Origin of the sequence: Nocardioides sp. Soil777, from assembly GCF_001428425.1 — a bacterium.
Lineage (GTDB): Bacteria > Actinomycetota > Actinomycetes > Propionibacteriales > Nocardioidaceae > Nocardioides > Nocardioides terrigena.
The window spans coordinates 162,450-183,608 of record NZ_LMSN01000021.1 but is presented as its reverse complement, the minus strand read 5'-3'; the positions used below and the strand labels follow the sequence as shown (position 1 = coordinate 183,608).

Genomic DNA, 21,159 nt, shown 5'->3' with positions numbered 1-21,159 from the left:
CTAGCCATCGGCCAGCACCGGGGACAGGGGCAGACCCCGATGTCCCCAATTAGGGACGTCCCACGATGAGAACAGGTTCTAGGTGGCTCGGATACCATCGGTACGTGAGCTTCCTCCGTCGGCAGGCCGTGATCGCCGCCCTCACCGCCAACGCCCTGCGTCCCCTGACCGGCCAGCGTGCCGGGATCCCCGCCTTCGCCGCGGGCTGGATGTACGGCGAGCTGGCACCGCAGGTGCTCGCCCTCACGGCCGCGGACGCGGCGCTGCACCTCTCCCCCCTGCGCCGCGGTCCCCGCAGCCGGCTCGGTCTCGCCCTCGCGGCGGGCAGCACACTCGGCCTCGCCCACCTGGTCCGGCAGAGCCAGCGGGCGCGCCACCACGTCGAGGACGCCCTGGTCGAGGGACTCGGGGTCGAGTACGTCGAGCAGCTGGACGCGCCGCCGACCCCCGCCGACCTGGCCACGCCGTGGCGCCAGCTCCTCAACCCCCTGTGGATGCGCGAGCGGCGGGTGCACGTCGAGCGCGACATCGCCTACTCGACGTACGGACGTCGCGGGATGCTCGACATCTACCGTCCCGCCGAGGGTGACCTCAGCGGCGCCCCGGTGCTCCTCCAGGTCCACGGCGGGGCGTGGATGACCGGCCGCAAGGACCGGCAGGCGATCCCGCTCATGCAGCACATGGCCGCCCGCGGCTGGGTCTGCGTGGCCATCAACTACCGGCTCTCGCCCCGGGCCGTCTTCCCCGACCACATCGTCGACGTGAAGCGCGCGATCGCGTGGATCAAGGAGCACATCGACGAGTACGGCGGCGACCCCGACTACATCGTCATCACCGGCGGATCGGCCGGCGGCCACCTGTGCGCCCTGGCGGCGGTGACCCCCAACGAGGCCGAGTGGCAGCCCGGCTTCGAGGAGGTGGACACCACCGTGCAGGCGGCCGTCCCGCACTACGGCGTCTACGACTTCGCCGGGTCGACCGGCCTGCGCAGCGCGGTCGGGATGCGCGACACCTTCCTCGCGCCGCGGGTGCTGCGGACGACGTGGGAGCGCGAGCCGGAGAAGTTCGAGGCCGCCTCCCCGATCCTGCGCGTCGACGGCGACGAGCCCGACTTCTTCGTCATCCACGGCGCCAGCGACACCCTGGTCGACGTGGGCCAGGCCCGCGCCTTTGTCGACCGGCTGCGGGAGGTGTCGAACAGCTCGGTGGTGTACGCCGAGCTGCCGGGAGCGCAGCACGCCTTCGACACGTTCCCGTCGATCCGCTCCGCCCACGTGGTGCGCGCGATCGAGCGCTACCTCAACTGGCACTGGAACTCCTGGCGCCAGGGCCGCGAGGTCGACGCCGGCGCCGCGCCCGGCGACGAGCCGGGCACGGCCGCCCGGGCCTGATCAGGACTGGATGAGGCCCACGTGGTTGCCGTCGGCGTCCGCCACGATCGCGACGACGGTGGCGCCCCCGACCGCGGTGGCCGGCGAGACCACGGTGGCACCGGCGTCCACCAGGGTGGCGACGGCCGCCTCGACGTCGTCGGTCGCGTGGTAGGCCGTCGCCCCGACCATGCCCGTCGCGTGGCCGTTGGGGTTGAGGCCGATCTCCAGCCCGTCGAGGTTGAAGCCGACGTAGTAGGGCGTGTCGGTGTGGGGCTCCGTGCCGAACACGGTGCGGTAGAAGGCGGTCGCCGCCGCGACGTCCTTCACGGGGATCACGATGGAGCTGACGGTCATGGGTCCTCCTGGGTCCGACCGGGTCTTCCCGGTGCTGGCTGGTGCGTCAGGTGGTTGACGATCCGGCCCGCGCGGGTGTGACAGGTCAGCCGAAGTCGGCGCTGATCCTCTGCTGCTCGCCGTCGACGGTGACCACGCCGCCGTACGGCAGCACCACCTGCGGCGAGGTGTGCCCGAAGTCGACGTCCATCGCGACGACGAGCTCGGGGGCGTAGTCCGACACCGCCCGCAGGACCGCCTCGCGGTAGTCGGCCCGACGGGCCGAGGCCTGCTCCGGGGTGGGTGTGTGCTCGTGGTCCCCCACAGGCGGCCGACCCCACAGGAGGGCGGCGGCGACCCCGAGGATGCCGCGCTCTCCCAGGACCCGGAGGACGCGGAAGCAGTCCTCGGGGTCGGGGCGCTCCTCGGACGGCTCGAGCAGCAGCACGGACCCGGCGTACGACTCCCCGGGCATCATCCAGCGCCCGACCTGCATCGTCTCGGCCACCGACTCCAGGCAGCCGCCCCAGGTCCGACCCGTCACCCGGGTCGCGGGACCGGCCCAGGTCCACGGCTCGGCCGGCGCGTCCGGCGCGCGCTCGGTCAGCGCCTCGGGGCTGTCCCAGTGGAGTCCGACGTCGTAGGTGCGGGGCACCACCTCGACCTCGACCGTCCCGCCGAAGAGGGCGGCGCGCAGGGACACCAGGTGCATCGGGTCCACGGCCGGTCCGGGACCGAGGTGGACCTGGGTCGAGCCGCCGTAGACGGACCCGATCCCGTGGTCCCACAGCCAGTTGGCCAGGTGGGTGTTGTCGCTGTAGCCGAGGAAGCGCTTCGGCATCGTGGTCATGCGGGCCGCGTCGAGGTGGCGCAGCACGGTGACCTGGTCGTCGCCGCCGATCGTCGCCATCACGGCGCCGACCGTCGGGTCCTCGAAGGCGGCCATCAGGTCCTCGGCCCGCTCCTGCGGCGACCCCTGCCGGCGGGTGGTCGGATACTCGACGGGCACCAGGTCCAGGTCGCGGAGCCGCTCCATCGCCTGCTCGTGCACGGCCGGGAAGTGCGCGGGAGCGCACCACGACGCCGAGAGGACCGCCACCCGGGCACCGGGCTCGACGGGTGGGGGCAGCGAGACGGGATGGCTCATGCCACTAGTGTCTCGCGGCGTGACCACCCCACCGGACGTGCCCGCCGACTCCTCACCGACACCGGCCGGGATGCCCGCCGACCTGCTGGCCCACGCCCGGGCCGCGAAGGGCTTCATGCCGGACGAGGAGGGCCTGCTCCTGCACCGGGTCGCCCGCGAGCGCCTGCCCCACGGACCCGTGCTGGAGGTCGGCACCTACTGCGGCAAGTCGGCGATCTACCTGGGCGCGGCGGCCCGTGCGGTGGGCGGCGTGGTGGTCACCGTGGACCACCACCGGGGCTCGGAGGAGAACCAGGCGGGCTGGGAGCACCACGACGCGAGCCTGGTCGACGACGAGTCCGGCCTCATGGACACGCTTCCTGTCTTCCGCCGGACCATCGAGCGGGCCGGCCTGGAGGACGTCGTCGTCCCGGTCGTGGGTCGGTCGACGACCGTGAGCGCACTGTGGCGCACTCCCCTGTCGATGCTCTTCATCGACGGCGGGCACGCCGAGGAGCACGCGCAGAACGACTACACCGGCTGGGCGCCGTGGCTGATGACCGGCGGGCTGCTGGTCATCCACGACGTCTTCCCCGACCCGGCCGACGGCGGGCGGCCGCCGTACCACGTCTTCCTGCGCGCGCTGGAGAGCGGCGACTTCGCCGAGGTCGAGGCGCTGGGATCGGTGCGGGTGCTGCGGCGGACGTCAGGAGACGCCGGCGACCCGGTCCGCTGACGCACAGCCGCACTCGAGGGCGAGCTCGTCGAAGTCCGGGGCCAGCGAGGTGCCGCGCATGATGTCGGATCCCGGGCTCCCCCCGGAGAGCGCGTCCACGGCGAGCACGACCGCGGCGGCCGTGTAGGTGGTGTGCTCGACCGGCCAGTTGACGTCGTCGGGGAAGACGTAACCGGTCCAGTAGCTCCCGTCCTCCGCCCGAAGGTGCTGCATGTCGGCGAGCAGCCGCAGCGCCCGGGGCCGGTCGCCGAGGGCGTCGAGGGCCATCACCAGCTCGCACGTCTCCGCCCCGGTGACCCACGGGTTGCGCGAGACGCAGCGGATGCCGAGACCCGGCTCCACGAAGGTGTCCCAGCGCTCGTCGATCAGCGCCCGGCCGGCGTCGCCGCGGACCGCGCCGCCGAGCACCGGGTAGTACCAGTCCATGGAGAACTCGGACTTGTCGAGGAACAGGTCGCGGTGGGTGCGCAGCGCGTGGCCGAGGCGCCCCCCGGCCAGCTCCCACTCCGGCTGCGGCTCGTCGAGGAGGTCGGCGAGCGCCACCCCGGCCCGCAGGCTCTGGTAGATGCTCGACGACCCGGCGAGCAGGGCCTCGGCGTTGACCGGCCCGGGCCGCCCGTCGCGCCACTCGCGGGACCACGCGATCCCGCCGAACGGCAGCTGCATGCCGACGACCCAGTCGAGGCCTCGGCGCACGACCGGCCACATCCGGCGCACGAAGTCCTCGTCGCGGCGGACCAACCAGTGGTGCCAGACCCCGACGGCGAGGTACGCCGACATGTTGGTCTCGCCGCTGTGGTCCTCGACCTCGCCCGCCACGAGCTTCATCGGCCACGAGCCGTCGGACCGCTGGGCGCGGGCCGCCCAGGCGTAGGCCCGCTCGGCCGCCTCGACCTGGCCGCCGACGACGAGCGCCATCGCCGCCTCGACGTGGTTCCAGACGTCGGTGTGCTCCCCCACCGTCCACGGGATCGCCCCGTCCGGCTCCTGCATGGCCGCGATGGACGCGGCCGTCTGCTCGACCTGGGCCGGGGTGAGGACGCCGTCGACGGCCGTCACGGCCGGGAGGTGGTGCTCAGGCCGCATCGGGCTTGCGGAAGTAGAGCACCATGCTCTTGCCGATGACCGGGTCGAGCACCTTGCCCGCCACCTGCAGGGCCCTGGGGTTCTTCATGATCTCCCAGACGAGGAGCCGGTGGTAGGCCTTGGCGAGCGGGTGGTCGTCGTTGCGGACGCCGACCGCGCACTTGATCCACCAGTACGGCGTGTGCAGGCCGTGGGCGTAGTCCTTGCCCTCGAAGACGGTGCCGGCCTTGGTGACCTTGTCGACGAGCTCCTTGTCGGTGTAGATCCGGATGTGGCCGCCCTCGACGTTGTGGTAGTCCTCGGACAGCTTCCAGTTGACGATCTCGGGGAACCACCGCGGCACGGAGACGGCCAGCGTCCCGCCCGGGCGCAGCACCCGCACCAGCTCGTGGATGGCCTGGATGTCGGCCGGGATGTGCTCGAGCACCTCGGCGGCGACGATCCGGTCGAACTCGCCGTCGGCGAAGGGCAGCGACAGCGCGTCGCCCTCCTTGACGTCCGCCTCGGCACCGGCCGGCACCTCCCCCGCGTCGCGCATCGCGGCGAACCACTCGCGCACGGTGGCGAGCTCGTCGGCGTCCTGGTCGAAGGCGATGACGTCGGCGCCGCGCTTGTACATCTCGAAGGCGTGGCGCCCGGCGCCACAGCCCATGTCGAGCACGCGCTCGCCCGGGCGGAGCCCGAGTCGGTCGAAGTCAACGGTCAGCACGGATGTCCTCCTGGGTGGATCGGGTGGTGGGTGCCGGCGCAGCCTCGCGGTCGGCACGGTAGCTGGCGATGGTGTCCTCGTACGCCGCGGCGGTGGCCTCGGCGACGGCGCGCCAGCTGAAGAGCTCCTGCACGCGGCGGCGGCCGGCGCGACCCATCCGCTCGCGTCGCTCGGGGTCGTCGAGCAGGGCGGCCAGGGCCAGCTCGAGCGCGCCGACGTCGCCGGGCTCGACGAGCACGGCGCAGTCGCCGTCCTCGCCGACGACCTCGGGGATGGCACCGGCACGCGACGCCACCAGCGGGGTCTCGCAGGCCATCAGCTCGGCGGTGGGCAGGGAGAAGCCCTCGTAGAGCGACGGGACGCAGGCCACCTCGGCCGAGCCCATCACCTCGACGAGCTCGGTGTCGCTGACCCCGTTGACGAAGGTGACCGCGTCGGCGATCCCGAGCCGGTCGACCAGCTGCTCGGTGCGCCCGCCCGGCTCCGGGCGGGTGACGAGCACGAGGGAGACGTCGCGCTCGGTGCGCAGCTTGGCGAAGGCCTCGAGGAGGGTCGCGATGCCCTTCATCGGCGCGTCGGCGCTGGCCATCGCCAGGATCCGACCGGGGACCCGCGGCACCGACGGCGGCACGAAGACGTCGTCGACCCCCAGGAGCACCGTGCGCATCCGCTCGGGCTCGACGCCGAAGTCCCGGGCGATGTCGCGCGCGGACGTGTCGGAGGGGGTGAGGATCGTGCGGGCCTGCCGGGCGACCTTGGTCTGCATCCGCAGGAAGCCGTACCAGCGGCGGAGGCTGAGCTTCTTGCGCAGCGTGGGGGCGGCGGCGATGTCGATGCGACGGTCGACGCTGATCGGGTGGTGGATGGTGGTCAGCAGCGGCAGCCCCATCTTCTCGATGTCGAGCATCCCGTAGCCGAGGACCTGGTTGTCGTGCGCGACGTCGAAGTCGTCGAGGCGCTCCCGCAGCAGCCGGGCCACCCGGCGGGAGAACGTCTTGGGCTCGGGGAAGCCGGCGGTCCACATGGTCAGGACCTCCTCGACGTCGATGAGGTCGCGGAACTCGCTGGGGCGCGGCGTGCGGAACGGGTCGGGCTCGCGGTAGAGGTCGAGGCTGGGGACCTTGGTCAGCCGCACGCCCTCGTCGAGGTCGGGGTAGGGCTGGCCCGAGAAGACCTCGACCTCGTGGCCGAGCCGGACCAGCTCGCGGCTGAGGTGCCTGATGTAGATCCCCTGGCCGCCACAGTGGGGCTTGCTGCGGTAGGACAGCATGGCGATGCGCACGTGCTGCGACCTTTCTCGAAGTGGAACGTGTTCCTATCATGGCGCACGTGGCCAACGACGACCCAGCATCGCCCGTCCAGCGAGAGCGCCGTACGCGCATCCTCGACACCACGATCGCGCTGGCCAGCCAGGGCGGCTTCGACGCGGTCCAGATGCGCGCGGTGGCCGAGCAGGCGGACGTCGCGCTCGGGACGCTCTACCGCTACTTCCCCTCCAAGATCCACCTGCTGGTGACCGCGCTGGCCCGGGAGTTCGAGCGTGCCGACGCCGCGATGGCGAGCCATCCCGTGCCGGGCGACACCCGGGCCGACCGGGTCATCCACCTGTTGCGGTCGCTGACGCGGGGTCTCCAGGACGACCAGCACCTCACCGAGGCGCTCACCCGGGCCTTCATGTTCGCCGACCGGTCGGCCCGGCAGGAGATCAACGGCGTCGGCCTGCTGCTGATCCGGATGCTGACCCGGGCGATGGAGCCGGAGTCCGTGGACCAGGGATCCGGCGGTGCCGGTCCCACCGACGAGGGCCCCGACGAGGACGCCGCGATCGCCCGCGTCATCGCCGACGTGTGGCTCGCGGCGCTGATGGCCTGGGTCACCGGCCGCAGCAGCGCCGAGGAGACCTCCGCCCACATGGAGCGCGCGGTCCGCCTCATCCTGCGCTAGCGCAGCGGGTCGAACGGCACCAGCTCAGGCGGGATGGTGCCGGTCACGATGCCGTGCGCGAGGAGCTTGCCTGTGACCGGACCGAGCAGGATCCCCGCCATCGCGTGACCGCCCGCGACGAACACCCGCGGCGACCGGGTCGCACCGACCAGCGGCAGCCCGTCGGCGGTGCAGGGCCGGGAGCCGACCCACTCCTCGCGCCGGTCGTCGAGGTCCACGCCACGCACCAGCGGACGCAGGGCCTCGACGATCGCGTCGATGCGCCGGGGGTCGAGCGGGGCATCGGGGGCGCGGAGCTCCATCATCCCGGCCACCCGGAGCCGTCCGCCCCCGGGCGTGTCCATGGGGGTGCACGCCACGCGCTGGGTCGGGAAGTAGACCGGCGCGCGCGGCACCCGGTCCCCGGTGACGCTGAAGGAGTAGCCACGACCCGCCTGGACGGGCTGCCGGACCCCGAACCGACGGGCCAGGCCACCCAGCCAGGCGCCGTGGGCGAGCACGACGGCGTCGTACCGCTCACCGGCCCGCGGTCCACAGCTCACGACCACGCCGCCCGCCTCGTCCTCGACCCCGGTCACGGTGCTGCCCTCGACGATGCGGCCGCCCCGGGCCCGGACGGCGTCCGCGAGGGCCGCGAGGAACGCCGGCGGATTGATGTAGCGCTGGTCGTGGAGCCGCACCGCGGCGCCGATCTCGTCGGACAGGGCCGGCTCCGCGGCGCGCGCCTCGGGGCCGGTCAGGACGTCGTACCCCATCTCCTGTCCGGACGCGCGGATCTGCTCGAGCTCGTGGACCAGCGGCGCGTGCTCGGCCGGCGTGCGGAAGCATGCGAGGAACGGGTCCGCGGGGTGCGTCGGGGCGTCGACGCCACCCGCCGCGAGCTCGTCGTACGCCGCCAGCGCGCCCCGGTTGACGGGTGCGTAGGCGCGTAGCCCGGTCGCCCAGCGGCGAGCGGTGCTGTGGCGGACGAACCCGGCCAGGAAGCGCAGCAGCTGCGGGTCCGGTCGCAGCGGGACGTAGACCGGCGAGGCGGGGCTGACCACCGCCCGGATGCCGTAGCGGAGCACGGCCGGCTCCGGCATCGGTGCCGTCATGGCCGGGGTGAGCCACCCCGCGTTGCCCCACGAGGAGCCCGCCGCGACGTGCTCGCGGTCGTGGACCGTCACGTCGACGCCGTGCTCCTGGAGGAACCAGGCCGTGGAGAGCCCGACCATCCCGGCCCCGACGACGGCGACGCGCTCGGGCACTCAGGCCTCGCTGGAGTGGCCGGGGAAGACGTGCGCCGACGGGTCGATGGCCACGGCCGCGTTGTTGACCGCCGTGGCGGCCTCCCCGAAGCCGACCGCGATGAGTCGGACCTTGCCCGGGTACTCGGTGATGTCGCCCGCGGCGAAGACCCGCTCGATGTTGGTGCGCATCGCGCTGTCGACCACCACGTGCCGCTTGTCGGTCTCCAGGCCCCAGGTCTGCAGGGCGCCCAGGTCGGCAACGAAGCCGAGCGCAGCGACCACGGCCTGGGCCGGACGGACCAGGGGCTCCTGGCCGTCCACGGTGATCTCCACCTCGGCGACGTGTCCCCCGCCGTCGGCGTCAGTGCCCCGCAGCGCCGTGACCTGGGCCCTGGTGATGATCTCGACGCTCGAGTCGCGCACGGCCTTCACGGTGCGCTCGTGGGCGCGGAAGGCGTCGCGGCGGTGCACGAGGGTGACCGAGGACGCCACCGGCTCGAGGTGCTGGGCCCAGTCGAAGGCGCTGTCGCCGCCGCCGACGATGACCACGTCCTTGCCGGCGTACGGCGCGAACGACGGCACGAAGAACTCGACGCCCCTGCCCACCCAGCCGTCCGCCGCGGGCAGCGGGCGGGGACTGAACTTGCCGATCCCGGCCGTCACCAGCAGTGCGCCGGCCGTGATCTCGGTGCCGTCGTCGAGCCCGACCACCACGTGCCCGTCCCCGTGCGCCAGGGTCAGGGCGGTGCGGTCCAGGAAGTAGTGCGGGTCCGCGGTCGCGGCCTGGGACACCAAGCCCTCGACGAGGTCGCGGCCCTTGATCGTCGGGAAGCCGGCGACGTCGAGGATCGCCTTCTCCGGGTACATCGCCGTGATCTGGCCGCCGAGCTCCGGCAGCGAGTCGACGACACCGACGCTGAGGCCGCGGAAACCCGCGTAGTAGGCGGCGTAGAGCCCGGTGGGACCGGCTCCGATGATGAGCAGATCGACCTCGGGCACCCGGTCACTCCTTCGTCGCCGACAAGACGCAGCCAACCTAGCCGAGCGATGTGACCCCGGCCACGGTCCACGCGCCGCCGTCTCGCTCGAGCTGCACCACGAGGCGGTTGCGCTCGACACGGCGGGCGCCCGTCGTGCCCGCCGTCGTCTCCTGGTTGACGAACACGAGCACCTCGGCCCGGGCGTCGCTCGCGGAGACGACCCCCGACGCCACCGCGGTGGCCCGCTGGTCGATCTCGTCGGTCATCGTGTCGGCGCGCACCCGCTCCATGGCGGCGGCGTACTCCGTGGCGAACTCAGGGGTGAGCCGCCTCGAGGTGGACTCGACGTCCTCGTCGAAGGTGTCGTGTCGGTAGGACAGCACGTCCTCGGCCGACCGCGAGGCCAGGTCCTGGAGGCGCGTGCGGGCGACCTCGCCGAGGGCGCGCACCCGGGCGGCCTCCGGGGCGACCGTGGACCGCGACCGGTCGTCGTACGCCTCCAGCGCGGCGAGGGAGCCGAGCACCAGGGCCGCGAGCAGCAGGACCGCGGTCAGCCAGGGGCTGGCGAGCGCCGAGCGCTGGGGGGTCTCGTCGGCCATGTCAGTTAACGAACCGCAGGCCGTCGGTGAGCCAGCGGTCCCCGTCCCGGACCAGGTCGACCCGGATGCGCCAGGGGACGGTACGCCGCTCGGTGCCGCCGCCGACCGTGCTGGTGACCTCGGTGTCGGCCGCGACCAGCACCGTCGCCGCGTCGTCGGCGAAGGAGGTCAGCCCGACACCCAGCAGGGTCACGTCGGCCGAGGACTGGCGCCGCTCCGCCTCCGCGGTGATCGTGCGGACCTGCTCGGCGAACTGGCGACGGAAGTCCTGGGTGGTGCCCTCCAGCATCTGCCCCAGCTGGGCCTCGACGGAGGTGTGGTCGATGTCCAGGAAGGCCTCGACCTGGGCCGCGGCGGTCCGGGTGGCGGCGCCCTGCCGGCTCGCCGCGTCATCGGTGGCGGCCGGGGTGGCCGCGAGCGAGGTGTCCGGGTCGCGCACGACGAGCACCGCGAACACGGCACCGAGGAGGAGCACCAGGACGGCGAGCCCGATGTTGGTGCGGCGGTTCATGCACGCATGGTGGCAGCAACCGAGCCCGGTCCGGGTGCAGGCCCGCCTACTTGGTCGCTTCCATCATCTGGCGCAGCTCCTTCTTGAGCTCGCTGATCTCGTCGCGCAGGCGGGCGGCGACCTCGAACTGCAGCTCGGCGGCCGCGGTCTTCATCTGGTCGGTGAGGCCCTGGATCAGCTCGGCCAGGTCGGCCGAGGGGATCCCGGCGGTGTCCGGCAGGTCGGAGTGGAGCTTGGACAGCGACGGGGTCGGGGACTTGGCCTTGACTCCCCCGGCGCGACCCTTCTGCCCGACGTCGGCCCAGGTCTGCAGCAGCTCCTGGGTGGTCTCGTCCTCGCGGGCGAGCATCTCGGTGATGTCGGCGATCTTCTTGCGCAGCGGGGTCGGGTCGATGCCGTGCTCGGTGTTGTAGTCCACCTGGATCTGGCGACGCCGGTTGGTCTCGTCGATCGCCGCCTCCATGGACGGGGTGATCTTGTCGGCATACATGTGGACCTGGCCCGAGACGTTGCGGGCCGCGCGGCCGATCGTCTGGATCAGCGACTTGTCGGAGCGCAGGAACCCCTCCTTGTCGGCGTCGAGGATCGCCACGAGGGAGACCTCGGGCAGGTCGAGTCCCTCACGCAGCAGGTTGATGCCGACCAGGACGTCGTACTCCCCCAGCCGCAGGTCACGCAGCAGCTCGATGCGCTTGAGCGTGTCGACCTCGGAGTGGAGGTAACGGGTGCGGATGCCGGCGTCGAGGAGGTAGTCGGTGAGGTCCTCCGACATCTTCTTGGTCAGCGTGGTCACCAGGACGCGCTCCTCCTTGTCGGAGCGCGTGCGGATCTCGTGGATGAGGTCGTCGATCTGGCCCTTGGTCGGCTTGACCACGACCTCGGGGTCGATGAGTCCCGTCGGGCGGATGATCTGCTGGACGGTGTTGTCGACGCCGCCGACCTTGTCGAGCTCGTAGTTGCCCGGCGTCGCGGAGAGGTAGATCGTCTGCCCGATCCGCTCGAGGAACTCCTCCCACCGCAGCGGTCGGTTGTCCATCGCGCTGGGCAGCCGGAAGCCGTGGTCGACGAGGTTGCGCTTGCGGGACATGTCGCCCTCGTACATCCCGCCGATCTGCGGCACGGCGACGTGCGACTCGTCGACGACGAGGACGTAGTCCTCCGCGAAGTAGTCGAGCAGGGTGTTGGGCGCCGAGCCCGGGGCGCGGCCGTCCATGTGCATCGAGTAGTTCTCGATGCCGGAGCAGGAGCCGACCTGCCGCATCATCTCGACGTCGTACGTCGTGCGCATCCGCAGCCTTTGCGCCTCGAGCAGCTTGCCCTGGCGCTCGAAGGTGGCGAGCTGGTCCTCGAGCTCGAGCTCGATGCCCTTGATCGCCCGCTCCATGCGCTCCGGGCCGGCGACGTAATGGGTCGCCGGGAAGACGTGGAGCTCCTGGTCCTCGGTGATGACCTCGCCGGTGACCGGGTGCAGCGTCATCAGCCGCTCGACCTCGTCGCCGAAGAACTCGATGCGCACCGCGAGCTCCTCGTAGACCGGGAAGATCTCGAGGGTGTCCCCGCGGACCCGGAAGGTGCCGCGGGTGAAGGACATGTCGTTGCGGGTGTACTGGATCTCGACGAGGCGTCGCAGGATCGAGTCACGGTCGTGCTCCTCGCCGACCCGCAGCCGCAGCATCCGGTCGACGTACTCCTGCGGGGTGCCGAGGCCGTAGATGCACGAGACGGTGCTGACCACGATGACGTCGCGCCGGGTCAGCAGGCTGTTGGTCGCGCTGTGCCGCAGCCGCTCGACCTCCTCGTTGATGGAGGAGTCCTTCTCGATGTAGGTGTCCGTCTGCGGGACGTAGGCCTCGGGCTGGTAGTAGTCGTAGTAGGAGACGAAGTACTCCACCGCGTTGTCGGGGAACAGCATCCGCAGCTCGTTGGCGAACTGTGCGGCGAGCGTCTTGTTGGGCTGGAGCACCAGCATCGGGCGCTGCAGCTGCTCGGCCACCCAGGCGACGGTGGCCGTCTTGCCGGTGCCCGTCGCGCCGAGCAGCACGATGTCCTGCTCACCACCCCGGATGCGCTCGGCGATCTCCTCGATGGCCGCCGGCTGGTCGCCCGACGGCGTGTAGTCGGAGACGACCTTGAAGGGGGCGACGCGGCGCTCGAGGTCTGTGACTGGACGCATGCGTCGAGCCTACGACCGACCACCGACAACGGCCTCGGCAGCGAGGGCCCTCCCTCACCCCTCCGGCGGGGTCCACAGCCAGGCGTCATGGAGCAGCGTCCCCTCCCGGGAACCGGACCACTCCTGCCCACCGAAGACGAAGAGGGAGGACCCCGCCGCCGTCGAGGCGTCGTCGTACACCTCCTCCCGGCCCGGTGGCGCCGGGACGGTCAGGTACTCACCCGAGGCGACGTCGTAGAGCCGCGCCCGCCCCTCGCTGCCCAGCGCCCCGACCGAGGGGAGCTCGTACGTCGAGTCGTTGCCGTCCACGACGCCGTAGAGGTCGACCCCGCCGTCGCCGTCCAGGACGGGCAGGTCGCTCCAGCGCCCCGTCGCAGGGTCGAGGAGCCACGCGGGCCGGTAGTGACCGTTGAGCAGGAGCCCGCCCCCCGCAGCCCACAGCTGGTAGCCGGGACCGGGCGCGTCCGTGAGCCGCGTCCACGTCCCCGTCGCCAGGTCGAGGCGGGCCAGCATCTTGGTGTCGGGCACCCCACCGTCGTCCAGGGCCGCCGCGGGTGATCCCGCGAGCACCAGGTCCTCCCCGACGGCCACGGCGAAGCGGTCGTAGACCTCGGGCAGCGGGTCGTCCGGCAGCCTCTCCCACGCCCCCGACCCGGGGTCGAAGACCAGGTCCGGCGACCGGCCCTGCTCGTCCGAGACACGGTGGACGACGATCCGGTCGCCGACGGGGACGAGCGCGAGGTACGACGTCCGCGTCCCGAGCACCCGACCGTGCTCGTGCCAGCGGTCGGCCGCCACGTCGTACTCGAGCAGCTCGGGTGGGCCGGCGCACCCCATGCCGGCGCGGCACCCGGACACGGTGAACAGGGAGCCGCCCAGGGCGACGGTCTGCCGGTGGTCCCCCACCAGGCCGAACGGCGCGGCGGCCATCGGCGACCACTCGTCGGTCCGGGTGTCGAGGACGGCACCGTCCGCGAGCATGGGCTCCTCGGGGAAGGGACAGTCCGCCATCGGAGGGCACAGCAGCTCCCACCCACCGACCACGACCACATTGCTCCCGACGCCCTCCACCACCGAACGGCTGCGGGGCGACAGCGGCGCATCGGGCAGACGCACCCATCCCTCACCGGCCGGGACCGAGCCGCCCGGCTCGGGCGCGTCGACGCGGTCGGTCCCGCAGGCGAGCAGGAGCGGGAGCAGCAACCCGAGGACGGAGACAGCGGGGCGACGGCGCACACCCGTCGGACGAGCGTGGTGGCCGCGGCGTTCCCCGGCGCCGGTCAGCGCACCCGGTCGAGCGTGACGACCCGGACTCCCCCGGCCAGGTCGACCTGGTCGACGGGGGTGAAGCGGGCGTGCGTCTCCGGGCCGGCGAGGAGCGGGATGCCCGCGCCGAGGACGGTCGGGTTGACCTTGAGCACGAGCCGGTCGATCTCGGGCAGGAGCGCGTGCGCCAGCGTGCCGCCGCCGACCAGCCAGATGTCGAGCCCCTCCTCCGCCTTGAGCTCTCGGACCCGGCCCACCGGATCCCCGGGGACGACCTCGACCGGGAGGTCGGTGCGACCGGCGAGCGAGCTCGACACGACCAGGTGGCGCAGGTGCGGGTACGCGTCGTCGAGACCGACAGCCAGACCGAGCTCGTACGACGCCCGTCCCTCCACCACCGTGTCGAAGTGCCGGCCCGGTCCCTCGATGCCCATCGCCGCGCGTGCGGGGCCGGGCAGGGTCTCGGGGTAGGTCGAGACGAGGTGCTCCACGAGGTCCGGCGTCACCGGGAAGGCGTCGCTCCCGCTGGGGTCACCACCCTCGGGGCCGGCGATGAAGCCGTCGAGCGTGACGGCGACGAGGTAGACGAGTCGGCGCATGGCGCCATGCTGCCAGCGCGGGTCGCGTCGACCGGACCGGCCCCCGCACACCGCTGGCCCGCCGTCGCTATCTTGTGCGTGTGACCGCCGCCCGTGTGCTGACCGTCGTCCGCCGGACGCTGCTGTCGGTCGTGGCCTTCCAGTTCCTCTTCGCCATCGCGCTCTCGCTCGTCGACTCCTACCGCCGCCGCGGCAAGAAGCCCAAGCCGTTCCCGGTCACCCCGCCGCAGAGCGTCGAGGTCGGCGACGGCACGCTCACGACGTACACCTTCGGTCAGGACCTGTACGACGACATGCTGGCCGCCATCGACGGCGCGCGGAAGCAGGTCCTCTTCGAGACCTACATCTGGAAGGGCGACGAGGTCGGCGAGCGCTTCAAGGCCGCGCTCATCGACGCCGCGGAGCGGGGGGTGGAGGTCTACTGCATCTACGACGGCTTCGCCAACCTCGTCGTCTCGCCGCGCTTCCTCAGCTTCCCGGCGTCGGTCAAGGTGCTGCGCTACCCGGTCTACTCGGCCGGCCTGAAGTTCTGGGACCTGCGCCGCTACGGCCGCGACCACCGCAAGATCCTGGTCGTGGACGAGGAGGTCGGCTTCGTCGGCGGCTACAACATCGGCACGGCCTACGCGACCGAGTGGCGCGACACCCACGTGCGGATCACCGGTCCCGGCGTGTGGGACCTCAAGCGCGCGTTCGCCGACTTCTGGAACCTCAACCGCCGCAAGCGCATCGGCCGCAGCGAGCGCCCCCTGCTCCTCGAGACGGCGTCGGTCTGGGAGCCGCGGATCCGCTTCGCGCGCAACGTGCCCCGGCTGTGGGTCTTCCCGATCCGGTCGATGTACCTCGACGCGATCAACCGGGCCACCCGCAACATCTGGATGACGCACGCCTACTTCATCCCCGACCAGGACTTCGTGGACGCCCTCAAGGACGCGTCGCGCCGCGGTGTCGACGTCCGGCTGCTGCTGCCGCTCAAGTCCAACCACATCGTGGCCGACTGGATCTCGCGCGGCTACTTCGGCCAGCTCCTGCACTCCGGCGTGCGGATCCTGCGCTTCCGCGACGCGATGGTGCACGCCAAGACCTCCACCATCGACGGCAACTGGTCCACCGTCGGCACCGCCAACGTCGACCGGCTCAGCCTCCAGGGCAACTACGAGATCAACGTCGAGGTGATCGACGAGGCGATGGCGGTGGTGCTCGAGGAGATCTTCCTGACCGACGAGTCCAACTCGCTGGAGCTGACGCTCGGCGAGTGGGAGGCGCGCGACCTGCACCGCAAGTTCACCGAGTTCGTCCTCGCGCCACTGCGTCCCCTGCTCTGAACCCCTGGCCCGTACGCCGCCCCGCGCGGCCGAGCAGCAGGATCCAGGCACCCGCCGCGCCGATCCCCCCGAGGACGAGGACGAAGACCACCGCGGGCCGACCCGACCAGTCCAGCGCGTCGCCGTACCGCAGCAGGGCGATCGCCTCGAGCACGACGAAGACGACACCCGTCTGCCCGAGCGGCTGCACCCGGTCCACGTCGTCGATGAGCCGGGCATGGGCGGCCGCCCAGCCGAGCCCGACGAGCCACGCCCCGACGGCACGGGCGGTCAGGTCGGTGAGCGGCCAGGGCCACCCCCCGGACGCCCACCCCGGCACGGCCAGCAGCGCCACGCCACCCAGGAGCAGGACGACGGCGAGCACGACCAGCAGCGCCCGCAGCCCGGCCGGGAGCGGCCGCAGCGCCGAGCGCGGCGCCGGGGTCCGTGAGGTCGCCTGGATGGCGAGCGCGACCAGCATCGCGACCGGCACGCCGGCGTAGATCGCCAGCCACCCCCAGGTGACGACCCGGGCGCTGACCGGGTGGCCGGGGCCGAGGTGGAACGCCTCGAGGTGGATCAGCGTCACCACCAGGGTCAGCGAGGTGAAGACCAGCACCGTCCACACGGTGAGGCGGGCCCGGCCCCAGCCGGGCGACCGGGCGCCGGCGACCTCCAGCACCGCGCTCGACCAGTAGGCCGCCCCGAGGAAGACGGCGGTCATCGGCACGTCGATCGTCCACGCGAACCAGTCGGCGGTGCGCAGCGGGAAGACGGTCAGCTGGAGGCCGGCGAGGAACACGAGTCCCGCTGCGACGACCAGGATCACCCGCATCGGGGTGACGACGGCGAGGTCGCGGCCGGTCATGCGGGGGTGCCTGCGACCGGGTGGGCAGCGAGGTAGCCGTGCAGCAGGGCGATCACGGTGGCGCCGTCCCCCACCGCGGTGGCGACCCGCTTGATGGACCCGGCGCGCACGTCACCGACGGCGAAGACTCCCGGCATGCTGGTCTCGAGCGGCAGCCGGGCCCGGCCCTGCGCCATCCCGGCCGCGTCCGCGGGGTCCGGACCGGTCCGCACGAAGCCGGCCTCGTCGCGCATCACCTCCGCGGGCAGCCACGCCGTGCGGGGCACCGAGCCGATCAGCACGAAGAGCCCGGCGGCGGGGACCTCCTCCGGCTCGCCGTCCCGGGGGTCGGCCCGGGTGTCGCCCACGGTCAGCCCCGCCAGGCAGCCGTCCGCCTCGCGCCCACCGACCACGGCCGCGTGGTAGCGGATCGCCACGTTGCGGGTGGCCTCGAGCTGGGCGATGAGGTAGTCGGACATGCTCGCCGCCAGCGACGGTCCCCGCACGAGCAGGGTCACCTGACGGGCGTAGCGCGCGAGGTGGAGCGCGGCCTGGCCGGCGGAGTTGCCGCCACCCACGACGTAGACCTCCTGCCCCGTCATCGAGGGGGCCTCGGCCACGGCCGCGCCGTAGAACACCCCGCGGCCGACGAGCGACTCGAGCTCGGGCACCTCGAGGCGGCGGTAGTCGACCCCGGTGGCGATGACCACGCTCCTGGCCCGCACCACGCTGCCGTCGGACATCGACACCGTGCGCACGTCCCCCTCGGCGCCCAGGCCCTGCACCTGGCGCATGAAGAAGTACTCCGTCCCGAAGGCCCACGCCTGCTGGAAGGAGCGGAAGGCGAGGTGGGCGCCGGACACCCCGCGCGAGAAGCCGGGATAGTTGCGGATCAGCGACGAGGTGCCGGCCTGGCCGCCGACCGCCTGCTGCTCGACCACGAGGGTCGAGAGCCCCTCCGACGAGGCGTAGACGGCCGCGGCGAGCCCGCTGGGACCGGCGCCCACGACCACGACGTCGTACACGTGGTCGGCCCGTGGCGGCCGCGTCAGGCCGAACGCGTCGGCGATCTCGAGGTCGGTGGGCGCCACCAGGGTCGTCGGCGGGGACGTGAAGGCGAGCACCACCACCGGCAGGGCCGGGTCCTCCAGCCCGAGGCTCTCCAGCATCCGTGCGGCCGCCTCCGTGCCGACCTGGTGGAAGCCCACCGGGATGTGGTTGCGGCCGAAGGTGTCGCGCAGCATGTGGGTGCGCTCGTCGCGCTCCTCGCCGATGAGGCGCACGGCCTCGAAGCCGATGCCCTGGGCCAGGTGCCAGTCGTCGAGGGCGTCCGTGAGTGCGCCGTGGAACTCCTCGTCGCGCGGCCGCTCGGGCCTGAGCACCAGGAGCTCGGCGTGTCCGTGGGCGATGGCCGCGAACACCGTCGAGGTGCTCTCGAAGTCACCCCACACCACGGCGATGACCCGCTTGGCGGACGGGTGCAGGCCGTAGGCACGCCGGAGGAAGTCGAGGCCGTCACGGTCCCCGGGCCCGTAGCAGCCGATGACCAGGGCGACCTGTCGTCCCCAGCGGCGCAGGCCCTCGAGGACGGCCCGGGCATGGGCGTAGTCGGCGCAGACGACCACCTCGTAGTCGGTGCCGTAGCGCCGGCGCAGCTCCGAGCCGATCACCGCGCGCGAGGCGGGGTCGGTGGTGGCCAGCAGCAGGACAGGCTCGACGTCGTCCACGGTGGCCCTCCCTCGGCGCCTCCAGTCGTGCGCTCGACGCTACTCGCGGGGCCGGGGCCGAGCGACCCCATTTCTGGTGGTCCGGGTGCACCCGGATCAGCGTGTGCGACGCCCGGTGCCGCGGGTCGGGAGATGGGTCGGCACGCTCATCCGCGGGCCCCTCCGTGGCCGTGTCCGGCCCCCGGCACACGCCAGGGCCGCGGCCCGCCCGCGCTGCGGCCGGTAGGGCTCGAGGGCCTCGGCCATCTCCTCGTCGGTGATGTCGTGGCCGAAGAGCGCCCAGCCGACGTGGTTGGCCAGGTGGTAGTCGCCGAAGCTGACGGCGTCGGGATCACCGAGGGCCCGCTGGCGCACCTCGGCGCTCGTCCACACGCCCAGCCCCGGCAGCGACCGCAGCCGGCGGTCGAATTCGTCGGTGCCCACGTCGACAAGCCGCTCCAGGGAGTCGGCGACCCGACAGGCGGTGACGAGGGCTCGGGACTGGAAGGGCTCCACCCCGAGCCGGAGCCACTCCCACGACGGGACCATCGCCAGGGTGGCGGGCGCGGGCTGGACGTGGAGCCGCAGCTCACCGACGACGTCCGCCGGCCCGGGCGCGGGATCACCGTGGTGGAGCACGAGCTGGCGGAAGGCCCCGAACGCCTGCTTGCCGGTGACCTTCTGCTCGAGGATCGAAGGGATCAGCGCCTCCATCACGCGCCGGCTGGCGCCGAGGCGCCAGTGCGGGCGCAGCCGCCAGCCCTCGGCGACCGCAGGGTGGCGGGGCTCGAAGCCGGTGGGGTCGTCGTCGGCGCCGAGCAGGGACGGCATCGTCTCCAGCACCCACGCCGCGCCCGGACCCCACGCGGTCCCGACCACGAGGCCGTCACCGGCGTCCTGCTCGACGCGGAGCGTCGCCGGCCCGTCCGGGGTGCGGGTGGCTCGCCAGACCCGGCCGCGGAGGTCGGTGCGCTGGGTCGGGTCGCCGGCCCCACGGCGCTGCTGGGCGAGCACCGCCGTCGCGGCGCACGGCCAGTCCGGCCGCCACTCCCGCGTCAGTGCCTCACCCACACCGCGACGGTAGACGACGGCACCGACTACGTTCCTGCCATGGGTGAATCCGACGCAGGCCGGACCGGGACCGGCGACGCTGCCAACCGGCGCGAGATCGAGCCGACCATCGAGCGCGACTTCAGCAGCCAGATGTCCTACGGCGACTACCTGCGCCTCGACCTGCTCCTCGCCGCCCAGCAACCGCAGAGCGACCCGCCGCAGCACGACGAGCTGCTCTTCATCGTCCAGCACCAGACCAGCGAGCTGTGGCTCAAGCTGATGGTCCACGAGCTGCGCTCGGCCCGCGACCTGCTCGGCACCGACGACCTCGCCCCGGCGCTCAAGCGGCTGGCGCGGGTCAAGCACATCCAGCGGGTGCTCACCGACCAGTGGGCGGTGCTCGCCACCCTGACACCCAGCGAGTACGCCGAGATCCGGCCCTTCCTGGCCACGTCGTCCGGCTTCCAGTCCGCGCAGTACCGCGAGGTCGAGTTCCTCCTCGGCAACAAGGACGCCGACATGGTGCGCGTCTTCGGCCACGACCGCGCGGCGTACGACGCCCTGTCGGCGCTGCTCGCCGAGCCGTCGCTGTACGACGAGTTCCTCCGCTACCTCGCCCGCCACGGGTACGCCGTCCCGGCCGACGTCCTCGACCGCGACGTCACCGTCGCGCACACCCTCTCCCCCGCGCTGGTGGACGTCTTCGCCACCGTGTACGCCGCGCCGGCCGAGCACTGGGGCGTCTACGAGACCTGCGAGGAGCTGGTCGACGTGGAGGACAACTTCCAGCAGTGGCGCTTCCGCCACCTCCAGGTCGTGCAGCGGACCATCGGCCACAAGGTCGGCACCGGGGGCTCGAGCGGCGTCGACTTCCTGCGCCGGGCGCTGGACCTGACGTTCTTCCCCGAGCTCTTCGCGGTCCGCACCCGCGTCGGGGAGTAGCTCAGCGGGTCCGCTCGATGGTGGTCACCACGGCGGTGACCGACGGCCGCCGCGGGGTCGAGGAGAAGCCGAAGCGGCACGGCGGGTCCACCGGCGCCAGCGCACCGAGGTCCTCGCCCCGCCACGTGCCCCGCAGCGACGTCACCGCACGCACCGACGTCGCGCCGTACCACTCGCGACGCTCCTGACCCGCCGTCCCGCGGGTGCGCACGCCGCGCAGGACGACCCGGGCGACGGGGTCGGTGAGCGTGCACCAGGCGGGCGAGGTGGCCACCCGACGGGGCACGAGACCCAGCAGCGTCCCCAGCAGGGTCGGCCCGCCGACCGTGAGGTCGAGGTCGAGCGGCCGGGAGGCGACGTGCCAGCCGTGTGCGGTGTCGGTGACCTCGACGGGCGCGAGGACGACCTCGTCGAAGGTGTACGTCGCGGCCACGAAGTCGCGCACCCGCTCGTCGGGGGCGACCAGCACCCGGTGACCGGTGGCGTCCTCGACCATCAGGTCGGCGAAGGCGCCCCACGGACCGTCGTCCCAGCGGCCGACCACGACGCGTACGCCGCTCGCGCTGCCGACGCCGGCGATCCGTCCGGCGAAGCGCTCGCGGACCCTCGACCGTCTGCCCCGCACCCCCGCATCGTGCCACCC

At 72.8% G+C, this 21,159-nt stretch carries 21 protein-coding genes; 5 read left to right on the top strand and 16 right to left on the bottom strand.

Features of this window, described 5'->3' with window-relative positions; all coding sequences use genetic code 11:
* Positions 1 to 104 precede the first annotated feature (104 nt).
* A complete protein-coding gene (locus tag ASG88_RS22260) occupies positions 105 to 1,391 on the top strand; it encodes an alpha/beta hydrolase (protein ID WP_200956555.1) in 1,287 nt (428 codons plus the stop codon).
* Here the strand turns inward: ASG88_RS22260 and ASG88_RS22255 are convergent, their stop codons facing one another.
* Positions 1,392 to 1,727 carry a VOC family protein gene (locus ASG88_RS22255; protein ID WP_056889646.1) on the bottom strand — a complete coding sequence of 112 codons (336 nt, stop codon included), beginning with the start codon at positions 1,725 to 1,727 and terminating at the stop codon, positions 1,392 to 1,394. It lies immediately after the preceding gene.
* An 85-nt stretch (positions 1,728 to 1,812) separates the two neighbouring features.
* Complete coding sequence (locus tag ASG88_RS22250) at positions 1,813 to 2,853, bottom strand: S66 peptidase family protein (protein WP_056889645.1); 1,041 nt, start codon at positions 2,851 to 2,853, stop codon at positions 1,813 to 1,815.
* Between the two features lie 19 nt (positions 2,854 to 2,872).
* Between ASG88_RS22250 and ASG88_RS22245 the strand changes: the two genes are divergently transcribed.
* On the top strand, positions 2,873 to 3,568 hold the full coding sequence (locus ASG88_RS22245; protein WP_235534969.1) for a class I SAM-dependent methyltransferase: 696 nt from the start codon (positions 2,873 to 2,875) through the stop codon (positions 3,566 to 3,568).
* Here ASG88_RS22245 and ASG88_RS22240 read toward each other — a convergent pair.
* From ASG88_RS22240 to ASG88_RS22230, 3 genes are read right to left on the bottom strand one after another with little or no spacing between them, the layout of a single operon-like run.
* Complete coding sequence (locus ASG88_RS22240; RefSeq protein WP_235534968.1) at positions 3,539 to 4,627, bottom strand: prenyltransferase; 1,089 nt, start codon at positions 4,625 to 4,627, stop codon at positions 3,539 to 3,541. The two genes, ASG88_RS22245 and ASG88_RS22240, sit on opposite strands and share 30 nt — an antisense overlap.
* Positions 4,628 to 4,643: 16 nt before the next feature.
* On the bottom strand, positions 4,644 to 5,363 hold the full coding sequence (locus ASG88_RS22235; protein WP_056889677.1) for a class I SAM-dependent methyltransferase: 720 nt from the start codon (positions 5,361 to 5,363) through the stop codon (positions 4,644 to 4,646).
* On the bottom strand, positions 5,350 to 6,645 hold the full coding sequence (locus ASG88_RS22230; RefSeq protein ID WP_056889642.1) for a glycosyltransferase family 4 protein: 1,296 nt from the start codon (positions 6,643 to 6,645) through the stop codon (positions 5,350 to 5,352). Before ASG88_RS22230 ends, ASG88_RS22235 begins: the two co-directional genes overlap by 14 nt.
* Before the next feature lie 47 nt (positions 6,646 to 6,692).
* Here ASG88_RS22230 and ASG88_RS22225 point away from each other — a divergent pair, with 47 nt between their 5' ends.
* Positions 6,693 to 7,307, top strand: a complete 615-nt coding sequence (locus tag ASG88_RS22225) for a TetR family transcriptional regulator (RefSeq protein WP_235534967.1) — start codon at positions 6,693 to 6,695, stop codon at positions 7,305 to 7,307.
* Here the strand turns inward: ASG88_RS22225 and ASG88_RS22220 are convergent.
* From ASG88_RS22220 to ASG88_RS22190, 7 genes are all read right to left on the bottom strand, one after another.
* Complete coding sequence (locus ASG88_RS22220; RefSeq protein ID WP_056889640.1) at positions 7,304 to 8,554, bottom strand: NAD(P)/FAD-dependent oxidoreductase; 1,251 nt, start codon at positions 8,552 to 8,554, stop codon at positions 7,304 to 7,306. The two genes, ASG88_RS22225 and ASG88_RS22220, sit on opposite strands and share 4 nt — an antisense overlap.
* Complete coding sequence (locus ASG88_RS22215; RefSeq protein WP_056889639.1) at positions 8,555 to 9,535, bottom strand: NAD(P)/FAD-dependent oxidoreductase; 981 nt, start codon at positions 9,533 to 9,535, stop codon at positions 8,555 to 8,557.
* 37 nt (positions 9,536 to 9,572) lie between these two features.
* Positions 9,573 to 10,115, bottom strand: coding sequence for a hypothetical protein (locus tag ASG88_RS22210; protein ID WP_056889638.1), 543 nt, complete (start codon positions 10,113 to 10,115; stop codon positions 9,573 to 9,575).
* Position 10,116: 1 nt separating this feature from the next.
* Positions 10,117 to 10,626 carry a hypothetical protein gene (locus tag ASG88_RS22205; protein ID WP_056889637.1) on the bottom strand — a complete coding sequence of 170 codons (510 nt, stop codon included), beginning with the start codon at positions 10,624 to 10,626 and terminating at the stop codon, positions 10,117 to 10,119.
* 46 nt (positions 10,627 to 10,672) lie between these two features.
* Positions 10,673 to 12,799: an excinuclease ABC subunit UvrB gene (gene uvrB, locus ASG88_RS22200; RefSeq protein WP_056889636.1), complete on the bottom strand. Its 2,127-nt coding sequence runs from the start codon at positions 12,797 to 12,799 to the stop codon at positions 10,673 to 10,675.
* Between the two features lie 54 nt (positions 12,800 to 12,853).
* Positions 12,854 to 14,002: a hypothetical protein gene (locus ASG88_RS22195; protein ID WP_157559901.1), complete on the bottom strand. Its 1,149-nt coding sequence runs from the start codon at positions 14,000 to 14,002 to the stop codon at positions 12,854 to 12,856.
* A gap of 77 nt (positions 14,003 to 14,079) precedes the next feature.
* Positions 14,080 to 14,664, bottom strand: a complete 585-nt coding sequence (locus ASG88_RS22190; protein WP_056889634.1) for a dihydrofolate reductase family protein — start codon at positions 14,662 to 14,664, stop codon at positions 14,080 to 14,082.
* Positions 14,665 to 14,744: 80 nt separating this feature from the next.
* Between ASG88_RS22190 and ASG88_RS22185 the strand changes: the two genes are divergently transcribed.
* Entirely contained in the window at positions 14,745 to 15,989 is a 1,245-nt protein-coding gene (locus ASG88_RS22185; protein ID WP_056889633.1) for a phospholipase D-like domain-containing protein, read from the top strand.
* Here the strand turns inward: ASG88_RS22185 and ASG88_RS22180 are convergent.
* From ASG88_RS22180 to ASG88_RS22170, 3 genes are all read right to left on the bottom strand, one after another.
* Positions 15,949 to 16,836, bottom strand: coding sequence for a hypothetical protein (locus ASG88_RS22180; RefSeq protein WP_056889632.1), 888 nt, complete (start codon positions 16,834 to 16,836; stop codon positions 15,949 to 15,951). The genes ASG88_RS22185 and ASG88_RS22180 overlap by 41 nt on opposite strands.
* Positions 16,833 to 18,542 (bottom strand): FAD-dependent oxidoreductase, encoded by a 1,710-nt coding sequence (locus ASG88_RS22175; protein WP_056889631.1) that lies wholly within the window; start codon positions 18,540 to 18,542, stop codon positions 16,833 to 16,835. Before ASG88_RS22175 ends, ASG88_RS22180 begins: the two co-directional genes overlap by 4 nt.
* Positions 18,543 to 18,638: 96 nt before the next feature.
* Complete coding sequence (locus ASG88_RS22170) at positions 18,639 to 19,592, bottom strand: DNA-3-methyladenine glycosylase family protein (RefSeq protein WP_056889630.1); 954 nt, start codon at positions 19,590 to 19,592, stop codon at positions 18,639 to 18,641.
* A gap of 39 nt (positions 19,593 to 19,631) precedes the next feature.
* Between ASG88_RS22170 and ASG88_RS22165 the strand changes: the two genes are divergently transcribed.
* A complete protein-coding gene (locus tag ASG88_RS22165; protein WP_056889629.1) occupies positions 19,632 to 20,516 on the top strand; it encodes a tryptophan 2,3-dioxygenase in 885 nt (294 codons plus the stop codon).
* Position 20,517: 1 nt separating this feature from the next.
* Here the strand turns inward: ASG88_RS22165 and ASG88_RS22160 are convergent, their stop codons facing one another.
* Positions 20,518 to 21,141, bottom strand: coding sequence for a hypothetical protein (locus ASG88_RS22160; RefSeq protein ID WP_056889628.1), 624 nt, complete (start codon positions 21,139 to 21,141; stop codon positions 20,518 to 20,520).
* Positions 21,142 to 21,159 lie beyond the last annotated feature (18 nt).